Source organism: Fictibacillus marinisediminis (assembly GCF_023149135.1).
GTDB lineage: Bacteria > Bacillota > Bacilli > Bacillales > Fictibacillaceae > Fictibacillus_C > Fictibacillus_C marinisediminis.
The window spans coordinates 3,595,263-3,610,112 of sequence record NZ_JAIWJX010000002.1 but is presented as its reverse complement, the minus strand read 5'-3'; the positions used below and the strand labels follow the sequence as shown (position 1 = coordinate 3,610,112).

10 protein-coding genes are annotated in these 14,850 nt (G+C 45.8%); 9 read left to right on the top strand and 1 reads right to left on the bottom strand.

From position 1 onward, the window contains the following. Nucleotides 1-138: 138 nt before the first annotated feature. Nucleotides 139-3,489, top strand: coding sequence for a CDP-glycerol glycerophosphotransferase family protein (locus LCY76_RS19205; RefSeq protein ID WP_248253954.1), 3,351 nt, complete (start codon nucleotides 139-141; stop codon nucleotides 3,487-3,489). 514 nt (nucleotides 3,490-4,003) lie between these two features. Here LCY76_RS19205 and LCY76_RS19200 read toward each other — a convergent pair. After that, nucleotides 4,004-5,071: an LCP family protein gene (locus LCY76_RS19200; RefSeq protein WP_248253953.1), complete on the bottom strand. Its 1,068-nt coding sequence runs from the start codon at nucleotides 5,069-5,071 to the stop codon at nucleotides 4,004-4,006. Nucleotides 5,072-5,524: 453 nt separating this feature from the next. On the opposite strand from LCY76_RS19200, the gene LCY76_RS19195 reads away from it, so the two are divergent. From LCY76_RS19195 to LCY76_RS19160, 8 genes are all read left to right on the top strand, one after another. Continuing rightward, nucleotides 5,525-6,802, top strand: coding sequence for a glycosyltransferase (locus LCY76_RS19195; RefSeq protein ID WP_248253952.1), 1,278 nt, complete (start codon nucleotides 5,525-5,527; stop codon nucleotides 6,800-6,802). A 1-nt stretch (nucleotide 6,803) separates the two neighbouring features. Next, nucleotides 6,804-8,132, top strand: coding sequence for a flippase (locus tag LCY76_RS19190; RefSeq protein ID WP_248253951.1), 1,329 nt, complete (start codon nucleotides 6,804-6,806; stop codon nucleotides 8,130-8,132). Between the two features lie 15 nt (nucleotides 8,133-8,147). Next, a complete protein-coding gene (locus LCY76_RS19185; protein WP_248253950.1) occupies nucleotides 8,148-9,071 on the top strand; it encodes an NAD-dependent epimerase/dehydratase family protein in 924 nt (307 codons plus the stop codon). A 518-nt stretch (nucleotides 9,072-9,589) separates the two neighbouring features. After that, the gene (locus LCY76_RS19180) at nucleotides 9,590-10,624 is read left to right on the top strand and encodes a Gfo/Idh/MocA family protein (protein WP_248253949.1); all 1,035 of its coding nucleotides are present in this window, start codon (nucleotides 9,590-9,592) and stop codon (nucleotides 10,622-10,624) included. Further along, complete coding sequence (locus LCY76_RS19175) at nucleotides 10,624-11,964, top strand: nucleotide sugar dehydrogenase (protein ID WP_248253948.1); 1,341 nt, start codon at nucleotides 10,624-10,626, stop codon at nucleotides 11,962-11,964. The genes LCY76_RS19180 and LCY76_RS19175 overlap by 1 nt, the downstream gene beginning before the upstream one ends. Nucleotides 11,965-12,331: 367 nt before the next feature. After that, nucleotides 12,332-12,979: a glycosyltransferase gene (locus tag LCY76_RS19170; RefSeq protein ID WP_248253947.1), complete on the top strand. Its 648-nt coding sequence runs from the start codon at nucleotides 12,332-12,334 to the stop codon at nucleotides 12,977-12,979. Further along, nucleotides 12,955-13,548 (top strand): glycosyltransferase, encoded by a 594-nt coding sequence (locus tag LCY76_RS19165; protein ID WP_248253946.1) that lies wholly within the window; start codon nucleotides 12,955-12,957, stop codon nucleotides 13,546-13,548. The genes LCY76_RS19170 and LCY76_RS19165 overlap by 25 nt, the downstream gene beginning before the upstream one ends. Then, nucleotides 13,490-14,752, top strand: coding sequence for a glycosyltransferase family 4 protein (locus LCY76_RS19160; RefSeq protein WP_248253945.1), 1,263 nt, complete (start codon nucleotides 13,490-13,492; stop codon nucleotides 14,750-14,752). Before LCY76_RS19165 ends, LCY76_RS19160 begins: the two co-directional genes overlap by 59 nt. Nucleotides 14,753-14,850: the final 98 nt, after the last annotated feature.

Here is a 14,850-nt window from a genome sequence, read left to right as displayed (position 1 = left end):
GAATGCATCCTATTTTTTTAGACAAGATAAGGGAACTTGATACAGTTTCTAACCATAATTTTTCTTTAAACGAAAATGAAAAAATAGATAATGATCTACGGCAACACAAAGGTTCATTTAGAAAAAGGAGAAATAATGATGAAGAGACAAGGGGATTTCCTAAATCGTATGATTAAGCCTTTTAGACCACAACCCAAGATAAAAAAAAGAAACTCTTATAAACAAGCCTTGACGATCCATCAGGACAACGAAATTATTAGGCTGACCGGCCGGTTGGGTAAACCAGATATTATTGCAAAAGAACTGCTTCTTTCCTCGAGGGAGGATGGAGAGATGATTAAAGTAGCAGAAGGAGGCACTTCGCCGGATTTCACTTTTGAATTCTCCATTCAGCAGATTCTTCCCTATTTTAAAGAAGGGGAAAAGAGCAATTTTGATCTGTATCTAAATATACAGCGTCCTAAAGAACACTTTACCGAGGAATCCTTTACAAAGATTGAAGAACGGGCGGTTTTGCAAACGAGAGACGATGAAGGTACAGATGTCATCTACCCCGTCCGCCTCGGCCGTTTTAACGAGATGGAGGTACTGCATTACGTTCCTTATGAAGATCATGGCCTGCAGACGTTCATTTACGTAACAAAGAAAGGCAACGTGTCGCTAGCTGCCAATGCTATGGTCAGGCTCAAGCCAAAGGTGCAGATCGATGAGATTGTCATCCGCAATCACCAGCTATTCTTTAACGGAAAGCTATTTACAAGGGATGCAAGCATCAAGAAAGCTGTATTGCTGCTGAAAGGGCGCGATACTAATAATGAAGTAAGAATAGAGGTTAATACTGAAAAATTAAGTGAACAGACGTTGAATAAATACGGGATGCACCGTTATAAGTACGAAGTGGAAGCTGACTTTCAAAGGATTTATGAAGATTTGGAGTTCGGACAGGACATCTATGATTTCTTTTTTGAACTAACCTTTGATTTTGCTGAAGAACCTCTGCTGATCCGTATAGGAAAACCACGATTTAGAGCGAGGAACTTCTTAAAAGATGGCTATGTTGAAAGAGGACAGAATATCTATGCTTTGACCCCGTATTTCACGTTTAAAGGATTTAATCTATCCCTTCAGGCAGATGAATTCTCTCACGAGGCTTACTGGTACATGAAGAAAATCAAGCGATGGTCATGGCTCCTACGCCCCTTTTACCGCAGCCAAAACATATGGCTTGTCGGTGAGCGGCCTTATAAAGCACAAGACACAGGATTTCATTTCTTTAAATATCTCAGGGAGAAGCATCCGAAAAGAAAAGCGTATTACGTGATCGAAGAAACATCGCCTGAATTAAATCAGGTGAAACCGCTTGGCAATGTTCTCTATTATAAGTCCAAGGAACATATATTCCATGCATTTATGGCAAGAAAAGTGATTGGGTCTCATCATCCTGATTATTTGTTTCCATTACGCACGAAAAGCTATAAAAAGGCGATTAAAGCAACAAAAGTCTTTTTGCAGCACGGTATTATGGGAACAAAGAACATGGTCGCCAATTACGGAAAGAGAGCACCGGGATTTAATACAGATCTATTTCTTGTCAGTTCTGATTTTGAAAAAAATATGATTGTCCGCGACTTTGGCTACCATTACGATGAGGTTAAAGTTACGGGACTCTCAAGGTTTGACAGCCTACTTGCAGGAGACGTGGAGACGAAACGCCAGATTCTCATCATCCCTACATGGCGGGACTGGATCATCAATGACGATATCTTTTTGGAAAGTGAGTATTTTGAAAGATACCGGGAACTGATCAATCATCCAAAACTGCATGAACTGGCCGATAAACTGGGTTTTGAGTTGATCTTCTGCCTTCACCCTAACATGCAGAAATTCACTTCCTATTTTACAGGTACGCGCGTGCGCATCATCAGCCAGGGAGAAGTGGATGTCCAGCGGCTTTTGAAAGAATCGGCTATGATGATTACCGATTATTCATCGGTCGGTTTCGACTTCAGTTTTCTTCATAAACCCATTTTGTATTATCAGTTTGACAAGAACCGTTTTATCGGGAAAAGACGCTCACATCTTGATCTTGAAAACGATTTACCCGGTCAGATTGTCTATGAAGTGGATGACATTCTTGATGAAGTAGAAAAGTATGCGAATCAGCAATTTAAAGCTGAAGAAGAGTATATTCAGCGTTCGGCTAAGTTTTTAAAATACCGCGATCGGCATCATAATGATCGGATCTATGAAGCGATTCAAGAATTTGAACCTCGTAAGAACTGGTTTGTGAAGCTTAAAGAAAGTGAGCTCTTTCAGGTGTTGTTTAAACGGTACCGAAAGAGCAAATATTATTTTCCTACCATGCGTTTGTTCTATAATGTTGCGCGGCGGTTGATGCCTGTTGATCCAAACCTGATTGTATTTGAAAGCGGGGTAGGCAAGCAGTATGCCGACAGCCCGCGGGCGATTTATGAAGAGATCGTCAGCCGTGGATTGAACTATAAGAAGGTATGGATCTATAACAAGAATATTAGATTTTCCGATGAGGACACGAAGATTGTTAAGCGCCTCAGCCCGAGCTATTATTACTATCTCGCAAAAGCAGGCTACTGGGTGAACAATCAGAACTTCCCGACCTATCTTGGTAAACGTCCGCAAACGACGTATATCCAGACGTGGCATGGAACTCCGCTCAAGAAAATGCTGTTTGATATCGAAAAGGTTGAAGGCCGTGATGAAGGTTATGTTGAGCGTGTGCATCGGGCGACGAAAACATGGGATTATCTCATCTCACCAAGTGCCTATGCAACGAAAGCCTTCCGCAGCGCGTTCCGCTATGAAGGCGAGATGCTGGAGATCGGCTATCCGCGAAACGATATCTTTTACCGCGAGGACCGTGAAAAGCTGACCGAAAGTATCCGGCAGCGCCTGAACATCCCAGAGGGGAAAAAGGTTATCCTCTACGCGCCTACCTTCCGGGATAACCAGACATCGAAAAACAATAAATTTACGTTCGAGCTGCAGTTTGATTTTGAACAGATGCAGCGAGAACTCGGCGATGAGTATGTACTGCTGCTGAGGATGCACGTCGTTGTCAGCAATAAAGTGTACATTCCGGAAGAATATCGAGACTTCGTGTACAATGTCTCGAATTATCCTGATATCCAGGAGCTTTATCTTGTGACGGATGTTTTGATCACTGACTATTCTTCGGTCATGTTTGACTTTGCGAACATGAACCGCCCGATTCTGTTCTTCACGTATGATTTCGAGATGTATCGTGACCAGCTCCGCGGCTTTTATATGGACTTTGAAAATGAAGCTCCAGGCCCGCTGCTGCGAACATCGGATGAAGTAACCGCGGCGATCATGAATATTGATCAGGTGAAGCATGACTATGAAGGACGTTATCAAGCCTTTCATGAGAAGTTTTGTTCACTGGAAGACGGGCATGCGGCAAGCCGTGTTGTTGATAAGTTTTTTAAATAGTTAGATGAGGGCCCGGATCTGGAGGCTGCTTGAGGGCAGTGTTCAGGTTCGGGTTTTTTGTGTTGGTTGTTGTGACTGAGAGCCATTTGTGGTGAGGTATCGGCGGTTTTTCCTCGGGTATGGCGATTTTGCAGTGATTTTTGGTCCATTTTTGCTGATTTTTTATTAAAAATAAGGACTAATACGGATTTGTTCTTTTAATGCAGTCTCTATATACCGTAAAAATTACGAATCAGGGTTATTTTTAACAGCATTTTAAAGATTATTAAGAGTTGTTTTATGGCGTTGTATCTTTTATTTTCAAAAATCCTAATTTATGTTCAAAAACAACCATTTTATGTTCAAAAAAATTAATTTATGTTCAAAACTGCATGTTTTATTTTCAAACAGAAAAAGCTCGACATCTTTCGACTGATTTTGACGCATTTATTTCATCGATCACGCCCATGCCCACCTTAACCGCCCTCAACCAAACCCCAAAAGAAAAAAGCCGGCCCCGATGGCCGGCTTAAACTTAATTTCCGTTGTTTGCTTCCGAAGTGCTATCTGTAGTGGAATCGGTACTGCTGGAATCTGTTCCGGTACCCGTTCCGCTGTCCTGTGTGCCTGAGCCGTCATAAGCAAGATGCTCTTTCAGCTGGGCGGACACATTTTGTACTGATAGTTCGTTTAAGGAATAGTAATAAATATTATTGATTCTTGCGTCTGTTCCTTCTAATTTAAGCGATTCGACATCTCCTACGGATTTCGCGTACTTGAGAAGTGCGAGCATGTTGCCGAACGTAAAGTTGGTGGACATGTTGTCGCCGACGTTCTCGATAAGCTTGCCGTATTTAGGAATCGATTTAATCTGTGTTGATTCTTTAATGATACCTTCGACGATCTGTTTTTGCCTGTCGCCGCGCATGATGTCTGAGTCGGCATGACGCGTACGCGCGTATGCGAGAGCTTCCTCAGCGTTTAGCCTTTGCTGGCCCGGCTCGATTGTGATGGCTCTAGGACGGTCCTTGCTGTCCTGTTCGACGATTTTCTTCTGTACGTCGACATCAACGCCGCCAAGTGTATCTACAATCTGCAAGAATGCATCAAAGTTTACTCTTACATAGTAGTCGACCGGGATGTTGAACAGATGTTCCACTGTATCCACGGTAAGATCCATGCCGCCGAACGCGTGGGCGTGGGTGATCTTGTCCTTGTTGATGCGCCCCGGAATCGTAACGTAGGAGTCACGCGGGATGCTCACCATTTTAACGGATTTTTTATCACGGTTGAAGGTGGCGAGGATGAGGGCGTCTGTCCGGTTGCCTGCAAATCCCTTTTCCCCTTTTCGGTGCTTGCTGTCATCGATCCCTGCAATAAGGACGGAAAAGTTATCCTTGCCAGGGTCAACTTCATTCAGGCGCAGCTCTGATTTTCCTCCCCGTGATAGGGTTTCCTGCGCTTTTGATGATGCGTTGGCTAATTTATAGGTTAAATAAGATCCGAAACCGACTGTTCCTAAAAGAATCAGAATCAATGGGAAGACGATAAACTTTATACGTCTCTTTTTCTTCTTCTTTTTCCGCATTTGTTGACGGTCCATCTATAGTAATCTCCTTTTCTTCTCTACATCTATATCTATGGTTTTGTTGGTCTGTTATTTTCTTTTCTGGTGACAGAATAGGATCGTACAGACAATGCAACTTCGTAATCCTTGTCGAAATGGCTCGACATAAGGAACGTAAATTTATGGAAGCATACAATAAAGATACCTTTAAAGTTGTGTAAATACAATAAAAATAATATAAAGAATATTACAGTTTAATGAAGAATCCGGTAACTGTAAAGACATTTCGGACAAAGATTTACAAAAGCTTCATGAGAAATTTAAGTTGAGTTAATAAATGACCCCTATCATGGTAGTTCAGGCCTCCGTTAGGCTTTTTATGCAAAAAACGGAATTGCAAAAATAAAAATCGGCCTGCGAAAGATTAAGAGAACAGCCTTATACATGCTCTTTTTGGCAAGAATGATTAAGAGCTTCAGGATTCAAAGGATGGTGAACACATTGCAGAATGGCATAAAAACAGCAAGAGAGCACATGATCCTGATAACCAACCGTTATCCTTACCTGCCCGGGGAGCAGTTTTTAGAAACCGAAATGAAATATATGGAACAATTATTTGAAAAGATTGATGTTGTTGCGGTAAATGGAGCCGGAGAGCAGCGGCCTGTTTCTGAAAAAGTGCAAGTCCACCAGCTGCCCGGAAGGCCTGGAGGCACAAAAAAATATATTCATACGTTTTACAGTGTGACGGCAGATCCTCAGGGACGCCGCTGGCTTTCAAGAGAGCTTCCAAAAGCCCGTATGTTTGGCAGCAAAGGGTTGATGCAGGTGGCTAACTGGCTAAGCCATGCGATTCGGATCCGTGATGAGATCCAGAGAAAGTGGCTGGATGATCCGAATTTTGATATAAGCAATGCCGTATTTTATTCGTACTGGCTGACGCCTTCAGCGGTAGCTCTTGCGATGCTGAAGGAAACGCACCGGGATCTTTTTGCGGTATCCCGCGCCCACGGAGGGGACGTGTACGATTACCGGCATTCACTGCCTTATCTGCCATTTCAGGAAAGAGTGATCTCGTCCCTCGATTCGGTGCGGATGATTTCTGATGACGGAAAGAACTATTTTAATACGAAATATCCAAACGCGAATGCTCATCTTCTCGTGAACCGGCTCGGGACTGAAAAACCTGGCTTTACCGCAGCCCCTTCACATGACCGAATTCTCAGGATGGTTTCCTGTTCATACGTAAAGCCGGTAAAACGGCTGGATCTGTTGGTGGAGGCGTTAAAACAAACCTCATCGCCGATCCACTGGACGCATATTGGAGACGGTGAACAGCGGGAAGAGATCGAGAACAAAGCGAAAAATGAGCTGCCGGAACATGTCACCATCGATTTTAAGGGGCACTGGACCCAGCAGCAGATCTTTGGATTTTATCAGTCACAGCCGGTCGATCTTTTTGTGAACGTGAGTGAGAGTGAAGGAATTCCCGTGACCATTATGGAAGCATTCAGTACTTCGATTCCGGTCATCGCGACAGATGTCGGCGGTGTAAGGGAACTTGTTGATGAAAGCAATGGTTTCTTGATCCCGTCAGAGGTTTCGTCTGCTGAGCTGGCGGATGATATCGAGCGATTCGCCGCGCTGCCGGACGAACAAAAAATGAAGTACCGTTCGAACGCCTTTGCCAAATGGGAAAAGGAATATGATGCAAAGAAAAATTACACAGACTTTTTAAAAAGTGTAAAGAAAGGGAGCGGATCGTGATATGAGCGACGGCAACCGAAGCTTTGTCAGAAACAGTTTCTTAACCTTTTCCAGACAGGTGACCAATATCGTCATCGGCATATTGCTGCTGGTTGTGCTGGCCCGGATCTTGGGTCCTGCTGGACAGGGTAAGTATGCACTGATCACCCTGCTGCCGACGGTTCTGCTGACCTTTTTGACGCTCGGCATCAACACGTCGACGATCTATTACATCAGCAGGGGAGACGTGAAGCTGAATACGGTCTACAACAATAACATCATCATCGGTACGCTGCTGAGCCTGGTCAGTATGGGAATAGGAGCGATTGTGATCTACTTTTTTTCGGAAAAGTTCTTCAACCATACTCCGCATACTTTGCTGTACCTTTGCTTATTGGCGCTGCCGTTCATGTTTTTGCGCGAATATTTCCAGACGGTCTTTCAGGGGCTGCAGGATTTTAAACTGTTCAATACGGCTATGGTCGTGAACCAGGTGGGAATTCTCGGCTTTGTCGCTGTTTTCGTGCTCATTTTCAGGCTTGGCCTTCCAGGGGCGATTATGGCGTTCATCGCCGGGAACTTGATCAATGTCGCCTACATGGTCTATCAGCTGAAGAAAAAGCATAGACTGCGTTTTAATATCAGGGGATTCTCTTGGGAGTATTTCCGCAAATCCGTCAATTACGGGCTTAAAGCGCACATCAGTAACTTTGCGAGCTTTTTGAACTATCGTATCGTTGTTTTCCTCATCGGGTTTTTCATGGTGGATTCAGCGGTAGGGATCTACGTAACCGCAATGAATATCGGGGAGAGGCTGACTATCTTTGCGGCTTCTATATCCAATGTCCTATACCCAAAAATCGCAGCCATTGAAACCGATGAAGAGAGAAACCATCTCACTTCTCTCGTATCAAGAAACATTATGGCAATTACGTTAGTCATTGCGCTGATTGGGACTATTGTCGCAAAGGATTTGATCGTCACACTGTTCGGCCATCAGTATGAGAACAGTGCGAGCCTGCTTCAAATCACTCTGCCCGGTGTGGCGCTTCTGTCGGTCGAGAAGATTCTGTCCAATGACATTGCCGGCCGCGGAAAGCCCGAGTTAAACATGTATCTTTCCATCTTCAACGTGCTGTTTAACCTGGTGCTGAACGTGGTGCTCATTCCGAGGTATGGAGTGACCGGAGCCGCATTTTCTGCGACGATCACGTATTTTGTCAGCTTCCTCGTAAAGGTCGTCTTATACAAAAAAGTGACAAACGAGCCGTATCACCGCTTTTTGCTGATCAAGAAAAGCGACCTGCGGCTCTATAGAACGGTTATTCGAAAACTAAAACTCAGGTACTGACGGGAGGATTCTAGCATGAATGTATTGGTAACGGGCGGAGCAGGATTCGTCGGGACATTTACGAAAAACGCACTGATGAAGGAAGGGCATACCCCGATTTTGGTGGATAACTTTCTGACGGGAAGCGAAAGCAATGTAAACACGGAAGATGTGATCATCCAGAGTGATATTCTTGATCCCTCACTGCCGGAACGGCTGCAGCCTTATGAGATTGACGCGATCATCCATCTGGCAGCCCAGACAAGTGTGCCTTCTTCCGTAGCAGACCCGCTTAACGATATGAGGATGAACATTGAGGGGACGGTCAGAATGCTGGAGCTGGCGAAAGCATTAGATGTGAAGAAGTTTGTCTTCGCATCAACAGCGGCCATTTATGGCGATAATGAAAACGTGCCGCTCAAAGAGGGTGAGCATTTTCAGCCAACTGCTCCATACGGGATTTCAAAAGCTACATGTGAAATGTACATCGCCAACTTTTGCGAAACACACAGCATCGGCTACTCGATCCTTCGCTATTCCAACATCTATGGACCGAAGCAGACGAAGGACGGAGAAGGCGGCGTTATCAAGATTTTCCTTGATAAGCTGCTGAGCGGACAGCCGGTCTCCATTTATGGCGACGGCAATCAGACCCGTGATTTTATCTTTGTTGAGGACGTGGCCCGGGCCAATACCGCTGCCCTGTTATGTAAGGACGGCATCTTTAACGTCAGTGCGAACGAAGAGATCACGGTGAACGAGCTGTACCGCGTTATGGCGAAGGAAATGGGCAGCAGTCTGGAGCCTGTTTACGGAGAGCCGCGTGAAGGTGATATCTACCGCAGCTGCCTCGACAACCGCAAGTTCATGGCGCTTGTGAACTGGAAGCCTGAGGTGCCCCTTGCAGAAGGTATCCAGGAGACAGTGAAACAGATGCACGCTCAAGAGTTTTTAACATAAATGCACGTACAATAAGAATATATATATAGCACTCTTCTTTTACAGGAGGGTGCTTTTCTTATGGACTACGAAGTTCAGCTTGCATGGAAGTAATGTCTAGCTCCAGCGCCCAGGGCTGAAAACGTGATTCTTGTTTTAAGCATAGGTCCTCGGAGGACGAAATTTAAAAACATAATTTCGTCTTAGGTCGCTTCGATCTTACCCCACAACACAAAAAGCGTGTTGCTGGATAACACCTCCAGCGCTTGTCGGACCTAAACAGGGTGCTTGCGCTTTTCTCTTGAGGGGGTCGATTCGTTCAGAGGCAAAATCTACTTTGTTAAGAAAATGTAAATCTTATACCGCATGGCACGACAAGCCTTATCGGAAAAAGCCCTATCCTGCGGCGTGTTTTTGTAAATGTGCTTAACAATCTCTTAACCGAGAATTTACCTGAAATTCCTTGGAAATAATATAGAATGAACGAAGAAATCTATTGAACAGCAAGTTATTGTTTTTAATCAAAAGGAGTTTTGTCGATGCTTAATTTTGCGATTGTAGGATGCGGCCATATTGCGAAGAAACATGCAGAGGCCATTGACCGGACAGAAGGAGCAGCACTCGCCGCTGTATGTGATATGATCCCGGAAAATATGGAGTTCTACCGGGAAACGTATAATGCCAAAACGTATACCGATTACTCGGAGCTGCTGGCTGACAAGAATATAGACGTTATCAATATTTGTACCCCGAGCGGCTTTCATGCAACGCTTGCCGTACAGGGTGCTGAAGCGAAAAAGCATATAGTCGTAGAAAAGCCGATTGCTCTTTTAATGGATGATACAAATGCCATCATTGATGCATGTGAACGCAATGGTGTGAAGCTGGCGGTCGTTCACCCGAACCGTTTCCGTCCGGCGATGAAAAAGCTGAAAGAAGTGGTGGAGAGCGGCAAGCTCGGCAAGATCAGCCACATCAATGCAACCGTCCGCTGGAACAGAAACCAGGCGTATTACGATCAGGCGCCATGGAGAGGAACGAAAGGGCTGGACGGCGGAGTACTCATGAACCAGGCGATTCACAATCTGGACCTCATGCTTTGGATGATGGGAGACGTGAACGAGGTATTCAGCATGAGCGCCACCCGAATCCGGGACATCGAAGCAGAAGATGTCTGCACCGGCCTCGTGAAGTTCTCGAGCGGAGCACTCGGAGTCGTTGAAACAGCCACCACCATCTACCCGAAAAACTTTGAAGAATCACTTAGCATTTTTGGAGAAAAAGGAACGATTAAAATCGGCGGTCCGACGGCAGTCAACGTAGAGCACTGGAACGTTGAGGGCACGAGTGAAGAAGAAACAGCCGAACTGAAGAAATTGATAGAAGAAGATCCATTCGGAAAGCCCGGCCATCAATGCATCATTGAAGACTTGGTCGAAGCTGTAAAAGAAAACCGGGGGCCGATCGTCACAGGTGAAGATGGCAAAAAAGCGTTAGAACTGGTCCTTGCCATGTACGAATCAGCAGAAACCAATCAGCCTGTCAATATGCAACCTCAGGAGGTTTTAAACTAATGGAAACTCTACAGAAAACACAGCGAGATGTAACAAAACAACTGTTGAACAAAATCGAAACGAAAGAGGCTGTCATCGGAGTGGTAGGCCTTGGGTATGTCGGACTGCCGCTTGCCGTTGAAAAAGCAAAAGCAGGCTACAAGGTTATCGGCTTTGACGTTCAGGAAAGCCGTGTCGAAATGGTGAATGACGGGATCAACTATATCGGTGACGTCGTGGACGAAGAGCTTGCGATGCTTACCTCCACGAAACAGATTCGCGCGACAACCGACTACTCTTTGATCTCAGAAGTGGACGCTGTAGCGATTTGCGTACCGACGCCTTTGGATATTTACCGTCAGCCGGATACATCCTATGTAGAGAGCTCAGGAAAAGAAATCGCCCAGTTCCTTCATGAGGGCATGCTGATCGTTCTTGAGAGCACAACGTATCCAGGAACAACGGAAGAGCTTCTTCGCCCGATCCTTGAATCTTCTGGTTTTACATGCGGTACGGACTTTCACCTCGCATACTCGCCAGAGCGTGTCGATCCTGGAAACAAAGTGTTCAACACGAAGAACACCCCGAAAGTGGTAGGCGGAGTGACGCCAGAGTGCACGAAAGTTGCATCTGCTCTATACCGCGGCGTACTAGAGGGTGAAGTGCATGAAGTATCCAGCCCTTCAGTAGCTGAGATGGAGAAAATTCTTGAGAATACCTTCCGAAACATTAACATCGGGCTGGCGAACGAAATGGCCATCCTTTGCGACAAGATGAACATTAATGTTTGGGAAGTGATTGATGCCGCTAAAACGAAGCCATACGGATTCATGGCCTTCTATCCAGGACCTGGACTTGGCGGACACTGCATTCCGATCGATCCGTTCTACCTCACTTGGAAAGCACGTGAGTACAACTACCATACCCGCTTGATCGAAACAGCGGGGGAAATCAACAACAGCATGGCTGACTTCGTGATCGAACGCAGCATGAAAATATTAAATGAGGAAAAGAAAGCGATGAACGGCGCGAAAGTCGTTATTCTAGGAGTCGCTTATAAAAAAGACATCGAGGACATGAGGGAATCACCAGTCATTCCGATTCTTGAAAAGCTGGATGCAGCGGGGGCCAATTACACGGTTGTTGATCCGCACGTTAACACGTTCCGCTACATGGGCGGTATCGTGGAAACTCATGGCCTTTCCAAAGAAGTACTTGAAAGTGCCGACCTTGTTCTATTAACAACCGATCATACAGCATTTGACTATGAACTGATCGCTGAACATAGCCCGGTATTGTTCGATACACGAAACGCGATGAAAGATTTATCAGCGAAAGTGAAAAAGTATCACCTTCTATAAGCTTGTACGCTTATAAGATGGTTGTACGTGTAATCTTTGTTGCTCTTGAGAGGGTTGATTTCTGTTCCAGGCTGCTCGCTTTCCGCGGGGCGTGCGCTGAGCCCCTCGGCTCAAGCGCCTTTGGGTCTCACCTGTCACGCTTCTCCCGCAGGACAAGGAAGGCTTCGGCAGCGGTATATCGCACGAAGAAAATGTGAAATTCATTTCGAGGAGTCTCGCACCTTGCACTTTAATCAACCTGTCAAGGAAGATTACTAAAATCTTTCAAAGATCCAATCTTTAGACCAAAAATAAAAAACCAGGCCAGCCAAGGTCTGGTTTTCCATGCAAATGGTTAACTCCCAAACCAAAGGTAGTGAACGTTGCCGTGAAAATCTGTCATTTAACTTCAGTCCATCCCGCTGACGACATCCGCATTTTTGTGAAAGAATGCCGGTCGCTAGCTCTTGCGGGACACGATGTATATTTAATAGCACCAAATACCGAAAATAAAATAATAGACGGCGTAAAAGTTGTTGGTGTGTCCTCAACGGCAAGCAACCGCTATTCTCGGATGATTGCTGCTGCAAAAAGCGTGTATACGGCGGCGATTGAAGTAGACGCCGATGTATACCATTTCCATGATCCCGAGCTGATGATCATCGGTCTTCTCTTAAAAAAGAAAGGCAAGAAAGTCATCTATGATGTTCATGAAGATGTGCCTGAGCAGGTCCTCTCCAAACAGTGGATTCCGAAGCTGCTCAGAAAGAACATCTCAGTCTCGGTAAAAAAGATGGAGAAATACGCAGCCAGCAGGTTTGATGCCGTTGTGACGGCCACACCGACGATCACGAAGCGTTTTAAAACGTATAACGCCAACACGGTGACGGTTCACAACTTCCCGATCCTGCAAGAACTGATGGGAAATCCTTCAGAGAGCCAAACTGCGGAACGGAAAGAAAGCAGCTTCCTTTATATCGGGGAATCACGGAACTTCGTGGCATCAAAGAGATGGTTTCGGCGATCGAAGTTCTGAACGGGCAAGGAAAACAAGGCGAGCTTGTTCTCGCCGGCAAATTTGCTCCGGAACAGCTGGAACAGGAAATGAAGCAGCAGAAAGGCTGGAGCCATGTCGACCATAAAGGCTGGCTCAGCCGAGGCGAAGTAAAGGACGTGCTTGACGAGTCCACCGCCGGGCTCGTACTGATCCGGCCGGAACCGAGATACATGGTCTCCTACCCGATCAAATTGTTTGAATACATGGCAGCCGGACTTCCATCCATCGCTTCCAACTTCCCGCTCTGGGAGGATTTCGTCATCGGGAATCACTGTGGACTATGTGTGGACCCGCTCGATCCTGACGCGGTAGCCGGTGCCATGAGATGGATCATGGAACATCCGGAGGAAGCGAAGCAGATGGGTGAAAACGGCAGGAAGGCCGTCATTGAGAAGTACAACTGGGAAAAAGAAAGCCAAGAGCTGGTTGCGTTATACGAAAGGTTGGCCATGGCTGACAACAGGTCTTTAAAATGGGGTGAACAGGCAGATGAAGGTATGGATTTTAAATCACGTAGCGTTAAAACCGTCGGAAACAGGAATAACTAGACACTATGACATTGCCCATGAACTCGTAAAAAAAGACCATAAGATTCGGATTTTCGCAAGCAGCTTTCTGGCTTATCGCTTTGTCTGGAGAAACAAGCAGAAGAAGAATTACAAGGAAAACGTGAACGGCGTTATTTTTGAATGGCTCTGGACCCTGCCTTACAAAGGGAACGGGATCATGCGGATCCTGAACATGATTTCCTTCTTCTTCATGGCGATGTGGCGCGGGATGAAGAAAAAAGAGCGTCCTGATGCCATCGTCGGCTCATCGGTTCACTTGTTTGCCTGCCTGGCTGCCTATTTCTTAAGCAAATGGAAGAAGGCTGCTTACATTGTGGAGATCCGGGATTTGTGGCCGCGGACGCTGATCGAGCTCGGTTCGATGTCGAAGCACCACCCCGCAGTTCTTATGTTCGGTGCAATCGAGAAGTTCGTGTATAAACGTGCGGACCAGATCATCGTTACGCTGCCGGGTGCGGCACAGTACATTAAGGAGATGGGTGTGGATGAAAAGATTATCCACGTCATCCCGAACGGCATCAACATGGACCGTATGGAAGAAAAAGAGGGCAAAAGCTCGCTGGAGGATGAGATCAGCAAGATTAAGGAGAAGCACGGACAGGTCGCGATGTATGTTGGCTCCCACGGTGTAGCCAACTCACTGGAAACGGTCGTGAACAGCGCCAAGTTTGTCTTTCCGGAGAAAACAGCCTATGTCCTTGTCGGAGACGGTCCGGAAAAAGACAATCTCAAAAATCTCGCCAGTGAATATGAGCACGTGTATTTCTTTGATGGCATTCCGAAAAAAGAAGTGATGCCAACACTTGCCCTTGCAGATGTATTGTTAGTTTCCATGCTGGATACCCAGCTTTATAAATACGGCATTTCGTTAAATAAACTGAACGATTACCTGCTGATCGGAAAACCGATCCTGTTTGCCGGCAATGTGTCCAACGACATTGTGGCAGAAGCGAAAGCCGGCAAGTCGGTTGCTCCTGAAAAGCCGGGAGAGTTTGCAGAAGGATTGGAAGAGTTATTGAATTTAAGTGAAGAAGAAAAAGCAGAGATTTCAAGAAACAGCTATCGGTATGTGAACGAGAAGCACAATATTACGAAGCTTGCTGACCGCTTCCTTGATATCTGCGCCTTCCAGGAAACTGGGGAAACTTCTAAGGCGTATCAGCTCAGTGTTAAAGAGAATTAAGTCATAGCATACTGCCGCTAAAAGAGACACTCGAAGTCTCCCCTTCAGCGCGCAGGCTGGGGTTCGCAAAGCGAGCCCCGCCTAGGCAAACCCGACTA